The organism is Janthinobacterium sp. BJB426 (assembly GCF_002735705.1).
Taxonomy (GTDB): domain Bacteria; phylum Pseudomonadota; class Gammaproteobacteria; order Burkholderiales; family Burkholderiaceae_D; genus Janthinobacterium.
On sequence record NZ_PDZL01000003.1, the window covers coordinates 1 to 17,972 of the forward strand.

Consider the following 17,972-nt stretch of genomic DNA (forward strand, 5'->3'; position numbering starts at 1 on the left):
GCCGCCTGAGACAATGGCTCGGTCCGTTTCATGGCGTGGCCACGCGCTACCTGCCAAATTACCTGGGCTGGCGCTGGATACTCGACGCCAGACGCATCCGTTCACCAGAAACGTTATTGAAAGCAACCCTGGGAGTATTCCCACATCTGACGGTGACATAGCCTTACGATTACTTGGGAGTCAAATGAACAGGATGAATATGCGTGCAATCAAAAAAACTGGTTTTCTGCTGTGTTTATGCGCCGCCGCGGTCCAGGCCCGGGCGGACACGCCGCAAGCCGTGGAGCCAGCCGGCCAGGAGGCCGCAGCCTCCGTCAATGTCCAAGGCATCCGGGATCCTGACTGGAAGCCCTACAGTGCCATGCTCAAGGGCGTCAAGCGCTTCGAGGAAAAGCATGCTCTGGCGCCTGGCGCGCAGCTGCGCTTCATCCTGGAGCCGCGCCGTGCCGATGTCGACATGCACGCCATCGCGCTGAGGCTGGAAAGCGACGACGCGGGCATGGCGATAGCGTTGGGCGAGCGCAATATCTTCAGCTTGCCCGTCGAGCAAGGTCCGCTGTATGAGCAGGCCGAGTTGACCGTGAACCGCAAGGCTGGGTCGGTCAGGTGGATACCCTACGTCAGGAGCGCGGCCACCAGCGACACCATCCGCCGCCTGGGCGACCTGCGGCTGGCGTGCGAGGTCCATTGGGCCATCGACAAGGACACCTTGCCGTTTGCGATGCGCACGGCGATGGGCGCATTGGGCGGGCCCTGCAATTTCGTGTCGCAAAAAGGCACCTACAGCTTTTCAGAACCCCGGCGCATCGCGGCCGCGACGATCAGCTACAACGGCAAAAGCGCGCCCGTGCCCTTCAGCGGAACGTCGTTCACGCCGCCGCTGCGGGAGCAGGACTGGAGCGACGACAGCGTACTTGAGCTGACGTTCGACGACGCCCAAACTGCGCAGTGACTATTTCACCCGCTGCTTTTCCAGCTTGCGCGCCAAGGTGCGCCGGTGCATGCCCAGCCTTCTCGCCGTTTCCGAGATATTGAAATCCGTCTCGGCCAGCATTTCGTGGATGCGTTCCCATTCCAGGGTCTTGATGTTGGTGGCGCGGTTGGTCAGTTCGATGTCGGCGTTGCCGGCCACGTGGCCGAAGGCCGCTTCGATGTCGTCCGTGTTGGACGGTTTCGCCAGGTACTGGCAGGCGCCCAGCTTGATGGCTTCGACGGCCGTGCCGATGCTGGCGTAGCCGGTCAGCACGACGATCAGCATTTCCGGGTCGTGCTGGTGCAGCATTTGCACGCAGGCCAGGCCCGAGGTATTGCCATTGAGTTTCAAATCGACGACGGCGTAGTCGGGGCAATGCTGCTCCAGCAAGGCGCTCGCTTCATCGAAATTGGTGGCCAGGATGACCTGGTAGCCGCGCCGCTCAAACGAGCGCCCCAGGGTGCGGGCAAACGCGGCGTCGTCTTCGATGATCAATAACAGACGGTCATCCTGCATGGTGGTCGCTTTCTCTTTCCAGTTTGATGGCCGCCAGCGGCAAGGCCAGGTGCACCACCGCCCCGCCCTGCACGCGGTTGCGCGCCGTCACCGTACCGCCCAAGGTACGCGCAACATTCACCACTAGGAACAGGCCCAGGCCGCCGCCGGGCTTGCCCTTGCTGCTTTGATACGGCTTGCCCAGATGCGTCAGCATCGACGGCTCGAAGCCTGGGCCCGCATCGGTGATGACCAAGTGCAAGGCATCCGCTTCGCGCGTCGCTTCGAAGCGCAGCCAGTCGGACGACGCTTCCAGCGCATTGTCGAGCACATTGCAGATGGTTTGTTTCAGGGTCGAATCGAAGACGACGGGTACGTCGTGCTCGATGCGGTTATCGTACTCGAAATCCTGGATCGGGCGGCTGGTGCGCCACTCGTCGACCAGGTCGTTGAGGAAGGTATTGATCGTCGTCTTGACGGAAGATTCCCCGCGCGCCTCGCCCGCCGACAACAGAATGCCGCTGACGATGCTCTTGCAGCGCTGCAACTGCGCCTGCATTTCCGTGATTTCTTCCAGCAACTCGCTGTTCTTGCTCAATTCCGGCATACGACGCCAGTCGCCGAGGATGACGGACAGGGTCGCCAGCGGCGTGCCCAGCTCGTGCGCGGCGCCCGAAGCCAGCAAGCCCATGCGGATGATGTGCTCTTCTTCCGCCGCGCGCTGGCGCAAGTCCGCCACCTTGGCGTCGCCGGCGCGCTGGTTGCGGTTGATGCGCGTGATGAACACCACCAGCAAGGCCGCGTTCAGGATGAAACAGATCAGCAAGCCCTGCACGTAGAGGCTGGAAAAGCCCCGCTCCGGGTCGATCGGCAGGATCAAGGGGCCGGGCAGCAAGGCCAGGCCGGCCAGGCACAGGCTCGTGATGGCCACCATGATCCAGGTTGACCACACTTCCAGCAGGACGGCGCTGAGGATGACTTGCAGTAAGTACAGGAAGGCAAACGGGTTGCTGATGCCGCCGCTCAGGTAGAGCTGGGCCGTCAGCACGGTGACGTCGACCAGCAGAGCGAGGAACAGGGCCGTGTTGGACACGGGCTGGCGCTCGTGCCAGCGCAGCAGGCTGGCCAGGTTGAAGGCGATGAGGCAGGACAGCACCTCGAGCATGTAGGGCACGGGCAAGGCGATGCCCAGTCCCACGCCCACGCCGAAGATCGTGCTGATCTGGCCGATCACGGCCAGCCAGCGCAGCTGGATCAGCAACTTCATGTTCTGGTGGCCGGCCGGATGTTCCATCTCGGCAGCCACCGCACCGCGTTCTAATACCTCGCGGTTGGGCAGGATCTCAATCCTGCCCGGCATGGTCGCTTTCTTGCGATTGATCAAGGTTCTTGCCACGCGCGCGGCGGCGCTTGTCTTCGCGCACGAGCCACCACGTGATGCCGGCCACCATCAGGGCCAGGGCGAACCACGTCAAGGCGTACACGAGGTGGTTGTTGTGGAAGGAAATCACGGTCAGCCCGCCGACGGGGGCGTCGGCAGCCGTTTCCGATTTTTCCTTCGCATCGACAAAGTACGGCGCCACGTTGCTCAGCATGTGCGAGGCACCGATGGCGGCCACGTCGCGCGAATACCAGTGCTGCGTGGCAGGACTGTTTTCGCGCAGGAAACCGCCGCCCGTCTCGCTGACGCGCAGCAAGCCGTCGACGTGGACGATGCCGGCCGGCGTGCTGGCGGCGATGCCTTCGCGTTTCGGCACGAAGCCGCGGTTGACCAGCACGGTGCTGCCATCGGCCAGGCGCAAGGGCGTCATCAGCCAGTAACCGCTGCCCAGTGCCGTCGTTGCTTGCACCAGGGTATTGAAAATGGGGAGATAGGTACCGGAGACTCGCACATGGCGGTATTCATCCGTTTGCTGCGTGACACTGGCCCAGGCTGCAGGTCCAGGCGCGTCCGTTGCGGGCGCGTGTACGCGTTGTTCGACGCGCTCGATCAGGTCAAGCTTCCAGAACAGGCGCTTGACTTGCCAGGTGCCCAGGGCACAGAAACCGGCAAATAAGATCCCCGCCAGCAAGGCCAGTGCAATTTTTGAATAATGCACGACCATGCCGCGTGGGCCTGGCGCGGCATCTTGCGATGCGACGCCAGGGGCGCGCCCGGTGTTGCTTGGGCGCGTATTACTCATCATGGAGCCGTTTTCGTATGCATGTACTCAGGCATCAGATCCGGCATCATGTTGTGGTTCATGTGGTACATGACCCACAGGGAACCGGCCATGGCAATACCCACGATCATGATGGTGAAGATCAGCGCCATCATGTTCCAGCCGCCTTCGGACTTGGTGTTCATGTGCAGGAAGTACACCATGTGTACCACCACTTGAACAGCCGCGAACGCCAGCAGGACGAGGCCCATGGTGCCCGAGTTGGTGATGGCTTTCGTCATCACCAGCCAGAAAGGAATGGCCGTCAGGATCACCGACAGGATGAAGCCGATTGCGTAGCTTTTCAGGCTGCCATGATCGTGATTGTCATGGTGGTGGCTATCGCCGTGTGTGTGGTGGTCGCTCATGGCAGCACTCCCATCAGGTAGACAAAGGTGAAGACGCCAATCCAGATGACGTCCAGGAAGTGCCAGAACAACGACAGGCACATCATGCGACGGCCGTTTTCCGGGGTCAGGCCATGCTTGTTCAACTGGAACATCAGGGTCACGAGCCAGATCACGCCAAACGTCACGTGCAAGCCGTGGGTACCGACCAGGGCGAAGAACGACGACAGGAACGCGCTGCGCTGCGGACCGGCGCCTTCGTGGATCAGATGAATGAATTCATACATTTCCAGCGACAGGAAGGCCAGGCCGAACAGGCCCGTGATGCCCAGCCAGACCAGGGTGCTGCGCAATTGCTTGCGCTGCATGGCCAGCATGGCGAAGCCGTAGGTGATCGACGACAGCAGCAGCATGGCCGTGTTGACGGCCACCAGCGGCAGGTCGAACAGCGCGGCGCCCGTCGGGCCGTCCGCATAGCTGCGGCCGACCACGGCGTACGTGGCGAACAGACAGGCGAAGATCAGGCAATCGCTCATCAGGTAGAGCCAGAAACCCAGCAGGCTGCCGTTTTCCGGGTGGTGCTCGCGCACAAAGTAGCTGCGCGTGCTTGGTGCGGCGCCAGCGGCGCCGGTGTTATGGGCGATGGTATCAGACATGGCTGCTCAGCAATTTAGTATAAGCGTCTTCGGTACGGACCACTTCTTCCGCAGGAATGTAGTAATCGCGCTTGTAGTTGAAGGTATGGACGATGATGGTAATCATCATGATCACGAAGCCAATGCTGGCGACGAGCCACATTTGCCAGATCAGGCCAAAACCAACCAGTGCGGACAGTGCGGCGATCACGAAACCAGCCCAGGTGTTCTTCGGCATGTGAATCTTCGTGAAACCGGACGTCGGACGCTGGTAACCGTGTTTCTTCATGTCAGTCCATGCATCGAGTTCGTGCACTTGTGGCGTGAAGGCGAAATTATAGTCTGGCGGTGGCGACGACGTCGACCATTCCAGCGTACGGCCACCCCATGGGTCACCGGTCACGTCGCGCAGGGCGTGACGGTTGCGGTAGCTGACGAAGAACTGGATCAGCATGGAAGCGATACCCAGTGCGATCGAGACGGCGCCAAACCAGGCGATGATGGTCCAGATTTGCAGTGATGGATCTTCAAAGTGGTTGACACGACGGGTCACGCCCATCAGGCCCAGCACGTACAGCGGCATGAAGGCCAGGTAGAAGCCGACGAACCAGAACCAGAACGAGCACTTGCCCCAGAACGCGTCGAGCTTGTAACCGAAGGCTTTCGGGTACCAGTAGTTGATTGCAGCGAACACACCGAAGACCACGCCGCCGATAATCACGTTATGGAAGTGGGCAATCAGGAACAGGCTGTTGTGCAGCACGAAGTCCGCTGGTGGTACGGCCAGCAGCACGCCGGTCATGCCGCCGATGGTGAAGGTGACCATGAAGCCGATCGTCCACAGCATAGGCAGTTCAAAGCGGATACGGCCGCGGTACATGGTAAACAGCCAGTTGAAGATCTTCGCGCCCGTCGGGATCGAGATGATCATCGTCGTGATGCCGAAGAAGGAGTTGACGCTGGCGCCCGAACCCATGGTGAAGAAGTGATGCAGCCATACCAGGTACGACAGGATCATGATGACGCAGGTGGCGTACACCATCGAGGCGTAGCCGAACAGGCGCTTGCTGCTGAACGTGGCGACGACTTCCGAGAACACGCCGAACAGTGGCAGGATCAGGATGTAGACCTCTGGGTGACCCCAGATCCAGATCAGGTTGACGTACATCATGGCGTTGCCGCCCAGTTCCGTCGTGAAGAAGTTAAAGCCCGCAACGCGGTCCAGCGACAGCATGGCCAGCACGGCCGTCAGCACAGGGAAAGCGGCGACGATCAGGATGTTGGTGCACAGTGCGGTCCAGGTGAAGACTGGCATTTTCATCCAGGTCATGCCTGGCGCGCGCATCTTGACGATGGTGGCGATCAGGTTGACACCGGACAATAGCGTCCCGACCCCGGCAATCTGCAAGGACCAGATGTAATAGTCTACCCCCACGTCCGGACTGCCGACGATGCCCGACAGCGGCGGATAAGCCAGCCAGCCCGTGCGGGCGAATTCGCCGACGAACAGCGAAGCCATGACCAGGGCAGCGCCCATGGTGGTCATCCAGAAGCTGAAGTTGTTAAGGAAAGGGAAAGCCACGTCGCGCGCACCGATTTGCAGCGGCACCACGTAGTTCATCAGACCCGTCACGAAAGGCATCGCGACGAAGAAGATCATGATCACGCCGTGGGCGGTGAAGATCTGGTCGTAGTGATGCGGTGGCAGGAAGCCGGCATTGTCGCCAAAGGCGATCGCCTGCTGGGTACGCATCATGAGCGCGTCGGCAAAGCCGCGCAGCAGCATGACCAGGCCCAGGATCATGTACATGATACCGATTTTTTTATGGTCGATACTGGTGATCCAGTCGCGCCACAGGGTACCCCAGACGCGGAAATACGTCAGTGCCGCAACGAGTGCGATACCGCCCAGGGCGACCATCGCAAAGGTCGCCAGCAGGATAGGTTCGTGAAATGGAATTGCATCCCAAGTCAGACGGCCGAATATAAGCTTCGTCAGATCAATATGGTCTAGCATTGTTACTCTCAGAGAAAAAAGGGAGGCGCCAGGCAAGCGGCGCCAGTATCTGCAGCGCAATGCGCTGCGGGATTCATGCAGTCGTTACTTGGCTTGAACGCCCTTTTCAACTACTGCATCGCTAGCGACTACTGCCGTTACGGCCGCTACCGGGCTATTTGCCATCGTCAATTTGTATGGCTCGACCGGCGTCACGCACAGGGCGTCGGAAACGATGGTGCGGTTCAGAATTGCCTTGTACAGATCGTTAGGTACGGCGCTGTAGCGGCGCACCGGGTCGCGTTCGCTAGGCTGGGCCAGCGACAGGTAGTCGTCGCGGTTCAGCGCGCCGCCACCGGCACGTGCCGATTCCACCCATTTGTCGAAGTCCGCATCATTCACGCCGTGGAACTTGAAGCGCATGCCCGAGAAACCGGCACCGCTGTAGTTGGCGGAGAAGCCCTTGTAGACGCCAGGCTTGTTGATGACGGCATTCAACTGCGTTTCCATGCCCGGCATGGCGTAGATCTGACCTGCCAGTGCGGGGATGAAGAACGAGTTCATGACGGACGACGCGGTGATCTTGAAGCGGATCGGACGATCGACGGGCGCATACAGTTCATTCACGGAAGCGATGCCTTGCTCCGGGTAGATGAACAGCCATTTCCAGTCCAGGGCCACGACTTCGACGATCATCGGCTTGTGGCTGGCAGGAATTGGACGGTTGGCGTCGATACGGCTCAATGGGCGGTATGGATCGAGGGTGTGGGTGCTGATCCAGGTCAGCAGGCCCAGCACGATAATGATCAGCAGGGGCGCGCCCCAGATGATCAGCTCGAGGCGAGTCGAGTGGTCCCAGTCCGGCTCGTATTTGGCCGCGGTGTTATTTTTTCTATAGCGCCATGCGAAAAGCAGGGTCAGGGCGATTACCGGAACGATAATCAACAGCATCAGCAATGTCGAGATGACAATCAGATTGCCTTGCTGAACTGCGATGTCACCAGACGCATTCAGTACCACCGTATTGCAACCAGCCAACAATGCGAGGGGTAAAAGAAGCAGTCCGCGACGAACTTTTAATGAAAACATACAGGAAAGTCCAGTACAGGGGATGAAGATATGGTACTGTATTCTCACTGGAGCGCGTTGGCAATTGGACGTTTTGTCCTACCCCTTGCTCGGATTTTCACTCGGTAGTTGCGGAGTTTTCCTACAGCTATCTATTGAATAGTCCTACTCCGGGCGTGAGACACCCGGGGTATGTTACGCGTTGGCCGAACTCGAAACTATATTGGAGACGATCATCATGTCCAGCACGCGCATACACAGCGGGGATGTACCCGCCGACTTTTCCCCCCACTCCCTGCGCGACGCACGCGGGGCCGGCACGGTCGAATCGCATATCGACCCCGGTGAGATCGCCGTCGGCGTGATCATCGGCCGCGCTTCCGAATACTTTGACTTCTTTGTCTACGCCATCGCCTCGGTGCTGGTGTTTCCGCGCGTCTTCTTCCCGTTTGAAGAACGCCTGGAAGGTACTTTATATGCGTTCCTGATTTTCTCGTTTGCCTTCATCGCCCGTCCGTTCGGCACCGTGATCTTCATGGAGATCCAGCGCCGCATGGGACGCAGCGCCAAGCTGACGATCGCCCTCTTCCTGCTGGGCGTGTCGACGGCCGGCATCGCCTTCCTGCCAACATATTCGCACCTGGGCTTTGCCGCCATCATCTGGCTGTCCGTGCTGCGCATCGGCCAGGGTGTGGCCCTGGGCGGATCGTGGGATGGCTTGCCGTCGCTGCTGGCCCTGAACGCGCCGGAAAACAAGCGCGGCTGGTACGCCATGCTGGGCCAGCTGGGCGCGCCTGCCGGCTTCCTGATCGCCGCCGGCCTGTTCTGGTTCATGCTGACCACCCTGACGGATGAAGACTTCCTCGACTGGGGCTGGCGCTATCCTTTCTATGTCGCCTTCGCCATCAACGTGGTCGCCCTGTTTGCCCGTCTGCGCCTGGTGTCGACGAATGAATATGCGCGCCTGCTCGACGAACGCGAACTGCAGCCTGTGAGCGTATTTGAAATGAGCCGCGGCCAGGGCCGCAACGTACTGATCGGCGCCCTCGCCGCGCTGGCCAGCTACGCCCTGTTCCACCTGGTGACCGTGTTCCCGCTGTCGTGGATTTCCGTCTACCAAACCCGGTCCGCCTCGGACTTCCTGCAAATCCAGATGCTGGGCGCCGTGCTGGCTGCCATCGGCGTGGTGATTTCCGGCTTGCTGGCCGATAAAGTGGGCCGCCGCACCACCCTGGGCGTGCTGGCCGTGCTGATCGCGATCTTCAGCGCCTTCGTGCCGACCCTGATGGGCGGCGGCAATACGGGCCAGGACGTCTTCATCCTCGTCGGCTTCAGCCTGCTGGGCTTGTCCTACGGCCAGGCAGCCGGCGCCGTGACGGCCAACTTCCCTGCCCGCTTCCGCTACACGGGCGCGGCCCTGACGTCCGACCTGGCCTGGCTGGTCGGCGCCGGTTTCGCCCCGCTCGTGGCACTGGGCCTGTCGGCCAACTTCGGCCTCGCCTACGTCAGCTTCTACCTGCTGTCGGGCGCCGTCGCTTCGCTGGCTGCCCTGAGCCTGAACCGGGCGCTGGAAATCCGCGACTGACATATATATACAGCGCAGCGCGCGCAGCACTGAAAAACGCCGGCACCGTCCGGCGTTTTTTTATGCCTGGCAGCCACGCCACCTCATCTGTGCGCTGCCCCGCATTGCACAGGCTTACGAATCGGCAATTGACCGCAAGGCTGTTATGCTAGCGCACACTTTGCTTGACCACCAGAAAACTTGCATTTCAATTAAAATTGATTTTTTCGCGACAGCCTTACACGGACATGATGAATACCAAGACCCCGATCGACTCCTTCAGCTTTCGCCGCATCCTCGCCCGCAATGTGACCTTGCCGCTGGTCATCGGGGTCATCACCGCCCTCGTGTTTGTCGGCCTGATCGCCTACCTGCTCTCGGCCCTGCGTTCGGTCGAGCATTCCGAACGGGTGATCGGCAATGCGAATGAAGTCATGAAGCTGTCGGTTGACCTGGAAACGGGCATGCGCGGCTATTTGCTGACGGGCGACGAGACTTTCCTGGCGCCGTATAAGTCGGGCAAGGCGAAGATCGCCGTCGAAATGAACACCCTGCTGGAACTGGTATCCGACAGCCCCATCCAGGTGGACCGCTTGCGCCGCATCCGCGCGCTGCAAGGCCAGTGGCTCGATTACGCGGAAGGCGTGATCGCCCAGCGCCGCAGCAACCAGGAATTCCTCGCGCGCGTGCGCCAGGGCGAAGGCAAGCTGGAATTTGACGAAATCCGCCGCGAATTCCTCACTTTCCTGTCGATGGAGCAGCGGCTGCGCCAGGAACGGGCCGATACGGCTGAAAGCCGTACCATGCTGGCCGTGGTAGTGTTCCTGATCCTCAGCCTGGGATTGTCGGGCTTGCTGGCCTACCTGGGACGGCGCGAACTGCTGCGCCTGTCCGACATCTACAACGATGCGCTCGAACAACGCGGCAAGGATAACGATGTGTTGCAGGAACAAGCGTGGCTGCGCACGGGGCAGACGGAACTGGCGGCCCACACGAGTGGCCAGCTGGGCCTGCCGCAGCTGGGACGGCATGTGCTCGATTTCCTGGCCCACCGCCTCGACGTGGCCGTCGCCACCCTGTACGTGGTCGACGAGGATGGCAGCCTGCGCCGCACGGCCGTGTACGGCTTCAACGACCAGGGCGTGAAGGACAGGCAAGTCTTCAAGCTGGGCGAAGGCCTGGTGGGCGAGACGGCGCGCGAAAAGCGCCTCAAGCATGTGCAGCAGGTGCCCGAGAATTACCTGACCGTGACATCGAGCCTTGGCCGCGGCACGCCGCTGGAACTGGTCTTGACCCCGGTCAACAACGAAGGCGTCGTCAACGGCGTCATCGAACTGGGCTTTACGCATCCCGTCAGCGCCCGCGCCAAGGAATGGCTGAACCTGATTGCCGCGAATGTCGGCACCTCGCTGGAAGCGGCCCTGTACCGCCAGCGCCTGCAAAATGTACTGGAAGAAACCCAGCAATTGAATGAAGAGCTGGAAGTGCAGCAGGAAGAATTGCGTACGGCCAATGAGGAGCTGGGCGAACAGTCGCGCGTGCTGGAACAGTCGCAAGCCCACCTGGAAGAGCAAAAGGCGGCACTGGAGCAGTCGAACGAGCAGCTGGCCGTGCAGGCGCTGTCGCTGGACCAGAAAAACATGGCCATCGGCGAGGCGCATGCCCAGCTGGAAGCCCGCGCCGAAGAGCTGCAGCGGGCCAGCCGCTACAAATCCGAATTCCTGGCGAACATGTCGCATGAGCTGCGCACGCCACTGAACAGCTCGCTCATCCTGTCGAAGCTGCTGTCGGACAACACCAGCGGCAACCTGACGCCGGAGCAAGTGACGTTCGCGCAAACCATTTATTCGGCCGGCAACGATTTGTTGACCCTCATCAACGATATCCTCGACATTTCCAAGGTCGAGGCGGGCAAGCTGGAATTGACGCCGGAAGCCGTGCCCTTCGACGAACTGCTCAGCAGCATGAGGATGCTGTTCGGCGCCCAGGCGCAGCAAAAGAAACTCGTGTTTGACGTCAAGGTGGCGCCGGATGCTCCGCCGTCCTTCGTCAGCGACCGCCAGCGCCTCGAGCAAATCCTGAAAAACCTGCTGTCGAACGCCATCAAGTTTACCGATGCGGGCACCGTGTCCTTGCACGTGAGCACGGATGCTGCCGGCCAGGTGCGCTTCCAGGTGCAGGATACGGGCATCGGCATCGCCGGCGACCAGCAGCACAAGATTTTCGACGCCTTCCATCAGGCCGATGGCACCACCAGCCGCCGCTACGGCGGCACGGGCCTGGGCCTGTCGATTTCGCGCGACCTGGCCGCCTTGCTGGGTGGCAGCATCGAGCTGGCCAGCACCCCGGGCCAGGGCAGCACGTTTACCCTGGTGCTGCCAGCCGTCATGCCGGAACGCGCAGTGGAAGCGGCAAGCGTGCCGGCCGCCGCGCCGCAGGCGCCCGCAAAAATCGCGGCCGCCGCACCCAAGGCGGCGCCTGCCGCCAAGCCCGTGCCGCTGCCCACCTTTGAGGATGACAGGAATAGCGTGCCGGCCGTCAAGACGGGCCAGCGTTCCGTGCTGGTGATCGAGGATGAACCGTCGTTTGCCGGCATCCTGTTCGACCTTGCGCATGAAATGCAATACCGCTGCCTGGTGGCGCACGGCGCCGACGAAGGCTTGCGCCTGGCGCAAGAATTCCTGCCCGACGCCATCCTGCTCGACATGGGCTTGCCGGACCGTCCGGGCTTGCTGGTCTTGCAGCAATTGAAGGAAAACCCGCTGACCCGCCACATTCCCGTGCACATCGTCTCCGGCAACGACCAGATCCAGGAAGCCATGCAACTGGGCGCCATCGGTTACGCCACCAAGCCGCGCACGCGCGAGCAGCTGAAGGAAGTGTTCCGCAAGCTCGAATCGAAGTTTACGCAGCAGATGAAGCGCATCCTGCTGGTCGAGGACGACGAACGCCAGCGCGAAAGCGTGGTGCACCTGATCAGCGACGACGACGTGGAAATCACGGCCGTGGCGCTGGGCGAGCAGGCGCTGGAATTGCTGAAAACACAGATTTTCGACTGCATGATCATCGACTTGAAGCTGCCCGATATCCAGGGCAACGAGTTACTCGAACGCATGGAACATGAAGAACTGTGCTCGTTCCCGCCCGTCATCGTCTACACGGGCCGCAACCTGAGCCGCGAGGAAGAAGCGGACCTGATGAAGTATTCGCGTTCCATCATCATCAAGGGCGCCCGCTCGCCCGAGCGCCTGCTCGACGAAGTGACCCTCTTCCTGCACAAGGTGGAATCGGAATTGTCGAGCGAGCGCCAGGGCATGTTGCAGCAGGTGCGCAGCCGCGAACGCGTGTTTGAAGGGCGCAAGATTTTGCTGGTGGACGACGACGTGCGCAATATCTTTGCCCTGACGAATGCGCTGGAACAAAAAGGCGTGGTGGTGGAAATCGGCCGCAACGGCTTCGAAGCCATCAGCAAGCTCAACAGCGTAGACGATATCGACCTCGTGTTGATGGATGTCATGATGCCGGGCATGGACGGCCTCGAAGCGACGCGCTTGATCCGCGCCGATGGCCGCTACAACAAGCTGCCCATCATCGCCATTACCGCCAAGGCCATGAAGAATGACCAGGAGGAATGCCTGCAGGCAGGCGCGTCCGACTACCTGGCCAAGCCGATCGACCTGGACCGCCTGTATTCGCTGCTGCGCGTGTGGATGCCGAAGATGGAACGCATCTGATGTCCCTGCGCATCACGGACGTACAACTGCAGGCGCTGATGGAGGCGATCTATCAGCGCTACAGCTATGATTTCCGCGACTATTCGCTGCCCTCGCAACGGCGCCGCCTGCATCAGGCACTCGAGCGCTTCCATTGCGCCGACGTGCCAGCCTTGCAGCAACTGGTGCTGGACGACACAGCCGCCTTTGGCAAACTGCTGCAGATTTTGACCGTGCCCGTCACGCAAATGTTCCGCGACCCGGCTTTTTTCCTCGCCTTGCGCGAACAGGTCGTGCCCGTGCTGAAAACCTACCCGTCACCGACCATCTGGGTGGCCGGCTGCTGCACGGGCGAAGAGGCACTGTCGCTGGCCATCGTGCTGCACGAGGAAGGCTTGCTCGAACGCAGCACGATTTACGCCACCGACATCAATCCGCAAGCGCTGGCCACGGCCGCGCGCGGCGTGTATCCGCTGCACCGGCTCGATGAGTACGGCGCCAACTACCTGGCCGCGGGCGGCCTGGGCCAGCTGGCCGACTACTACACGGTCGAGCATGCCACGGCGCGCTTCCAGCCGCACCTGCTCGACAGTATCAACTTTGCCGACCACAGCCTGTCCACGGACAGTGTGTTTATTGAAACGCAATTGATTTTATGCCGTAACGTGCTGATTTACTTCAATAAAACCTTGCAGGAGCGGGCCTTGGGCCTGTTCCACGACTCGCTGTGCCACCGGGGTTTCCTCGGTTTGGGCAGCAAGGAAAGCACGCATTTCACCCGCTTTGCCGCCGACTTCGAGCCATTGCCGGGTCCCGAAAAGCTCTACCGCAAGCGTGCGCCGTCGCACGCCGCTTCCCACTACGCTGGACGGCAAAGCCATGCCAGGAATGAAACATGATGAATGAAACAAGCACCAAACTGCTGATCGTCGACGACTTGCCGGAAAACTTGCGCGCGCTCAATGCGCTGATCCGCGAGAGCGACCGCAGCGTCTACCAGGCATCCTCGGGCGAAGAAGCGCTGGCCCTGCTGCTGGAACACGATTTCGCGCTGGCCATCCTCGACGTGCAAATGCCGGAAATGGATGGCTTTGAACTGGCGCAATTGATGCGCGGCACGGAAAAGACGCGCCACATCCCCATCGTCTTCGTCACGGCGGCCGGCAAGGAAATGAATTTCGCCTTCCAGGGCTATGAAAGCGGCGCCGTCGACTTCCTGCACAAGCCGCTCGACATCAATGCCGTGCAAAGCAAGGTCAACGTCTTCGTGGCCCTGCACCAGCAGCGCAGCGAAACGCGGCGCCAGGTGCAGGCGCTCGAGCACAGCCGCCAGCAGCAGGAAGCACTGCTGAAAGAATTGCGCGCCACGCAGGCGGAACTGCAGCGCTCGCTGCGCCTGCGCGACGAATTCATGTCCATGGTGGCGCATGAATTGCGCACGCCCTTGAACACGCTGTTCCTGGAAACGCAGATGCGCACCGTCAACCTGGAACGGGGCAACCTGGCCGCCTTCGAGCCGGACAAGCTGGGCAAGATGGTGGCGCGCGACGGCCGGCAAATCCGCAGCATGGTGCGCCTGATCGACGACATGCTCGACGTGTCGCGCATCACCAGCGGCAAGCTGTCGATCCGCCGCGAAGCCGTCGACCTGACCAGCCTCGTGCGCCGCGTGGCGGACGACCTGACGCCATATGCTGCCACGACGGGCAGCGTGCTGGAAGTGATGGCCTTCGAGCCGATCCAGGGTTTCTGGGACGCCTTCCGCGTCGAACAGATCGTTGTCAACCTGATCAGCAATGCCGTGCGCTACGGCCAGGGCCAGCCCGTGGAAATCAGCCTGGCGCACACGCAGAACAGCGCCGTCATCGAAGTGCGCGACCATGGCATCGGCATCAACGCGCGCGACCAGGAACGCATTTTCGACGCCTTCGAGCGCGTCATCCACCAGGACCGCACGGGCGGCCTGGGCCTGGGCCTGTTCATCACCAAGCAGCTGGTCGATGCGCACGGCGGCGCCATCACCCTGCAAAGCCAGCCCGGCAATGGCGCCCTGTTCAGCGTCACCCTGCCGCTGGCCGGCAGCTGAGGCCCGCATGAGCAGCACACACGCCCCCCGCAGCCAGGCAGGCGCCAGCGGCGTCGCCTTCCTGCTGCACCTGGAACGCCGGCTGCGGCTGCTGCAAGACACAGGCGAGATCCTTTCCCTGTCGGCGCAGCTGCTGGGCCAGCGCCTGGGCGCCCAGCAAGTGGCGTGTTTCGATATCGACCAGGCCCTGCAGTGCCCCACCCTGCAGCATGCCTGGAGCGACGGCCTGGCGCCGGGCGCCGCCGGTGAGTATTTCCTCGGCGATTATGCTGCAGGCCTGGCCGAAGCGCTTGGCGCGGGCCAGGCGCTGGCCGTCAGCGATGTAACCAGCGACCCGCGCACGGCCATGCCGGCCGCGCTGGCCACGTTTGCGCGCCTGGGCATCCGTGCCTTCCTGAACATTCCGATTGCCAAGGATGGCCAGCTGGCGGCCCTGTTCGTCGTGCACAGCCGCGCCGCGCGCCTGTGGCATGCGGACGAGATCGAACTGGCCGTGCAAGTGTCGGAACGGGTCTGGTCGACCATTTTGCGGGCCCAGGCGGAAGCGCGTTTGCGCGCCCTCAGTGCCAGCATGGAAACGCAGGTGGCCGAGCGCACGCGCGAATTCGGCCGCACCTGGAACGTCAGCCCCGATTTGCTGGGCGTGCTCAACCTCGACGGCTATTTCGAGCACTCGAACCCCGCCTGGCAAGCCACACTGGGCTGGTCGGTGGAGGAAATCCGCACGACGCGCTTCCTGGAACTGGTCCATCCCGACGACTTGCCGCGTACCCATGCGGCCTGGGACGCGGCCAACCAGGGCCAGCCGGCATTGCGCTTCGAAAACCGCTACCGCCACAAGCTGGGCGGCTGGCACTGGCTGTCGTGGGTCGCCGTGCCCGAGGGCGAGAAGGTGTATTGCAGCGCGCGCGACATCACCGTGGAAAAGAAACTGGAAGCGGACCTGGCCGCGCGCAACAGCGAGCGCGAGCGGCTGTGGCGCAGCGCGCAAGACTTGATGGTGGCCATCGATGCGGAAGGCTGCTTTGCCGCCGTCAACCCGGCCTCGGCCGCCATCCTGGGCTGGCTGCCCGAGGAAATGCTGGGCCGCAGCCTGTTCGACTTCGTGCTGCCCGAGGATGCCGCCGCCACGCGCCTGGCCTTGCTGCAAGTCGGCAAGGAGTCCATGCCCAGCTTTGAAAACCGCTACCGGCACCGCGAAGGCGGCCACCGCTGGCTGTCGTGGGTGGCGGCGCCCGAAGGCGACCTGGTGTTTGCCACCGGACGCCACGTCACTGTGGAAAAAGAAGCGCAAGACACCTTGCGCAGCATGCAGGAATCATTGCGCCACAGCGAAATGGCCCTGCTGCAATCGCAAAAACTTGAAGCGCTGGGCAAGCTGACGGGCGGCGTGGCCCACGATTTCAATAACGTACTGCAAATTATCTCCGGCAATCTGCAATTGCTGCAGCTTGGCCTGGACGACGACCCGCTGGCCGCCAAGCGCATCGCCAGCGCGTCGGCCGCCGTGGAACGGGGCGCCAAGCTGTCGGCCCAGCTGCTGGCCTTTGCGCGGCGCCAGCCCTTGAAACCGCTGGTGACGGACCTGGCGCAACTGCTGCGTGCGACGGAAGAGTTGCTGCGGCGCGCCACCGGTGAAACCATCGAGACGCGCTTGCTGCTGGCCGACGACTGCTGGCGCGCCCTGGTCGACCCGCACCAGCTGGAAAACGTCATCCTCAACCTGGCCATCAACGCGCGCGACGCCATGGATGGCCAGGGCCAGCTGACCATCGAACTGAGCAACAGCGTGCTGGGCAGCGACTACGCGGCCCGCCATGCGGATGTGGCGCCCGGCGACTACGTGCAACTGGCTGTCTCGGACACGGGCACGGGCATTCCCGCCGAACTGCTGGACAAGATTTTCGAACCGTTCTTTACAACAAAAAGCGAGGGAGAAGGCACGGGGCTGGGTTTGAGCATGGCGTACGGTTTCCTGCGCCAGAGCGGCGGCCACCTGACGGTGGACAGCTTGCCGGGCCATGGCAGCACCTTCCGCATCTACCTGCCGCGCTCGCTTGAAGCGGAAACGGAACTGCCGCTGCAGCTGGGCGGCCCCGTGCTGGGCGGCAAGGAAACCATCCTCGTCGTGGAAGACGACGTGCAGGTGCAGACGACGGTGGTGGACATGCTGCGCGGCCTCGGCTATGTCGTGCTGCGCGCCAGCGATGGCGAAAGCGCACTGGCCATCGTCGGCAGCGGCGTCCCCATCGACCTGCTGTTTACGGATGTGGTGATGCCGGGCAAGGTGGCCAGCACGGCACTGGCGCGCCAGGCCCGCGTGCTGCTGCCGCAGCTGGCCGTATTGTTTACCTCGGGCTACACGCAGGACGCCATCATGCAGGGCGGCCGCCTGGAGCCGGGCGTGGAGTTGCTGAGCAAGCCGTACCGGCGCGAAGACCTGGCGCGGCGCATCCGCCACCTGCTGGCGAATGGCCGCCACGTGACGGCCCTGCACCAGTACCGCGCGCAGCTGGCGCCGCAAGCTGCGCCGGCGCTGCCGGCAGGACGCCATATCCTGCTGGTGGAAGACAATGCCGACGCGCGCGCCATGACAGGCGACCTGCTGGCCATGCTGGGACACACGGTGCTGGCCGTGGGCACGGCCGAGGAAGCCTTGCTCCTGCTGGACACGCCGGGACTGGAACTGCTGCTGACCGACATCAGCTTGCCGCAGATGTCGGGCGCCGAGCTGGCCGAACTGGTGGCGCGCGACCATCCGCAGCTGGCAGTGGTGTTTTCCACCGGCCACGCACCGGCCAATTCCGGCGTGCTGGACCCGCAGGCGCGCTTCCTGGTGAAACCATTTACCGTCGAGCAATTGCAGCAAGCCTTGCTGCCATCAAGCCGCTAAG

General features: G+C 62.2%; 13 protein-coding genes and 1 pseudogene. 7 read left to right on the plus strand and 7 right to left on the minus strand.

The window, feature by feature from the left end; genetic code table 11:
* Nucleotides 1-161 (plus strand): annotated as a pseudogene (locus CSQ93_RS05495) (IS1595 family transposase); the annotation flags it as partial.
* A 38-nt stretch (nucleotides 162-199) separates the two neighbouring features.
* On the plus strand, nucleotides 200-952 hold the full coding sequence (locus CSQ93_RS05500) for a hypothetical protein (RefSeq protein WP_158301132.1): 753 nt from the start codon (nucleotides 200-202) through the stop codon (nucleotides 950-952).
* Here the strand turns inward: CSQ93_RS05500 and CSQ93_RS05505 are convergent, their stop codons facing one another.
* The 7 genes from CSQ93_RS05505 to cyoA form a co-directional block, all read right to left on the minus strand.
* Nucleotides 953-1,489 (minus strand): response regulator transcription factor, encoded by a 537-nt coding sequence (locus CSQ93_RS05505; protein WP_099377157.1) that lies wholly within the window; start codon nucleotides 1,487-1,489, stop codon nucleotides 953-955. It lies immediately after the preceding gene.
* On the minus strand, nucleotides 1,479-2,828 hold the full coding sequence (locus CSQ93_RS05510; RefSeq protein ID WP_099377158.1) for an ATP-binding protein: 1,350 nt from the start codon (nucleotides 2,826-2,828) through the stop codon (nucleotides 1,479-1,481). Before CSQ93_RS05510 ends, CSQ93_RS05505 begins: the two co-directional genes overlap by 11 nt.
* On the minus strand, nucleotides 2,812-3,654 hold the full coding sequence (locus CSQ93_RS05515; RefSeq protein ID WP_099377159.1) for an SURF1 family protein: 843 nt from the start codon (nucleotides 3,652-3,654) through the stop codon (nucleotides 2,812-2,814). The genes CSQ93_RS05510 and CSQ93_RS05515 overlap by 17 nt, the downstream gene beginning before the upstream one ends.
* The gene (gene cyoD / locus CSQ93_RS05520; protein WP_034788483.1) at nucleotides 3,651-4,037 is read right to left on the minus strand and encodes a cytochrome o ubiquinol oxidase subunit IV; all 387 of its coding nucleotides are present in this window, start codon (nucleotides 4,035-4,037) and stop codon (nucleotides 3,651-3,653) included. The genes CSQ93_RS05515 and cyoD overlap by 4 nt, the downstream gene beginning before the upstream one ends.
* Nucleotides 4,034-4,672, minus strand: coding sequence for a cytochrome o ubiquinol oxidase subunit III (cyoC, locus tag CSQ93_RS05525; RefSeq protein ID WP_034788486.1), 639 nt, complete (start codon nucleotides 4,670-4,672; stop codon nucleotides 4,034-4,036). The genes cyoD and cyoC overlap by 4 nt, the downstream gene beginning before the upstream one ends.
* Nucleotides 4,665-6,668, minus strand: coding sequence for a cytochrome o ubiquinol oxidase subunit I (gene cyoB, locus CSQ93_RS05530; RefSeq protein WP_099377160.1), 2,004 nt, complete (start codon nucleotides 6,666-6,668; stop codon nucleotides 4,665-4,667). The genes cyoC and cyoB overlap by 8 nt, the downstream gene beginning before the upstream one ends.
* 84 nt (nucleotides 6,669-6,752) lie before the next feature.
* Nucleotides 6,753-7,736: a ubiquinol oxidase subunit II gene (gene cyoA, locus CSQ93_RS05535; RefSeq protein WP_233516059.1), complete on the minus strand. Its 984-nt coding sequence runs from the start codon at nucleotides 7,734-7,736 to the stop codon at nucleotides 6,753-6,755.
* Between the two features lie 217 nt (nucleotides 7,737-7,953).
* Here cyoA and CSQ93_RS05540 point away from each other — a divergent pair, with 217 nt between their 5' ends.
* The 5 genes from CSQ93_RS05540 (at nucleotide 7,954) to CSQ93_RS05560 (ending at nucleotide 17,971) form a co-directional block, all read left to right on the plus strand.
* On the plus strand, nucleotides 7,954-9,300 hold the full coding sequence (locus tag CSQ93_RS05540) for an MFS transporter (RefSeq protein WP_099377550.1): 1,347 nt from the start codon (nucleotides 7,954-7,956) through the stop codon (nucleotides 9,298-9,300).
* 230 nt (nucleotides 9,301-9,530) lie between these two features.
* Complete coding sequence (locus CSQ93_RS05545; protein WP_099377551.1) at nucleotides 9,531-13,013, plus strand: response regulator; 3,483 nt, start codon at nucleotides 9,531-9,533, stop codon at nucleotides 13,011-13,013.
* Nucleotides 13,013-13,891: a CheR family methyltransferase gene (locus CSQ93_RS05550; protein WP_099377162.1), complete on the plus strand. Its 879-nt coding sequence runs from the start codon at nucleotides 13,013-13,015 to the stop codon at nucleotides 13,889-13,891. The genes CSQ93_RS05545 and CSQ93_RS05550 overlap by 1 nt, the downstream gene beginning before the upstream one ends.
* On the plus strand, nucleotides 13,888-15,078 hold the full coding sequence (locus CSQ93_RS05555) for a hybrid sensor histidine kinase/response regulator (RefSeq protein WP_099377163.1): 1,191 nt from the start codon (nucleotides 13,888-13,890) through the stop codon (nucleotides 15,076-15,078). Before CSQ93_RS05550 ends, CSQ93_RS05555 begins: the two co-directional genes overlap by 4 nt.
* 7 nt (nucleotides 15,079-15,085) lie before the next feature.
* Complete coding sequence (locus CSQ93_RS05560) at nucleotides 15,086-17,971, plus strand: response regulator (RefSeq protein ID WP_158301133.1); 2,886 nt, start codon at nucleotides 15,086-15,088, stop codon at nucleotides 17,969-17,971.
* Nucleotide 17,972 lies beyond the last annotated feature (1 nt).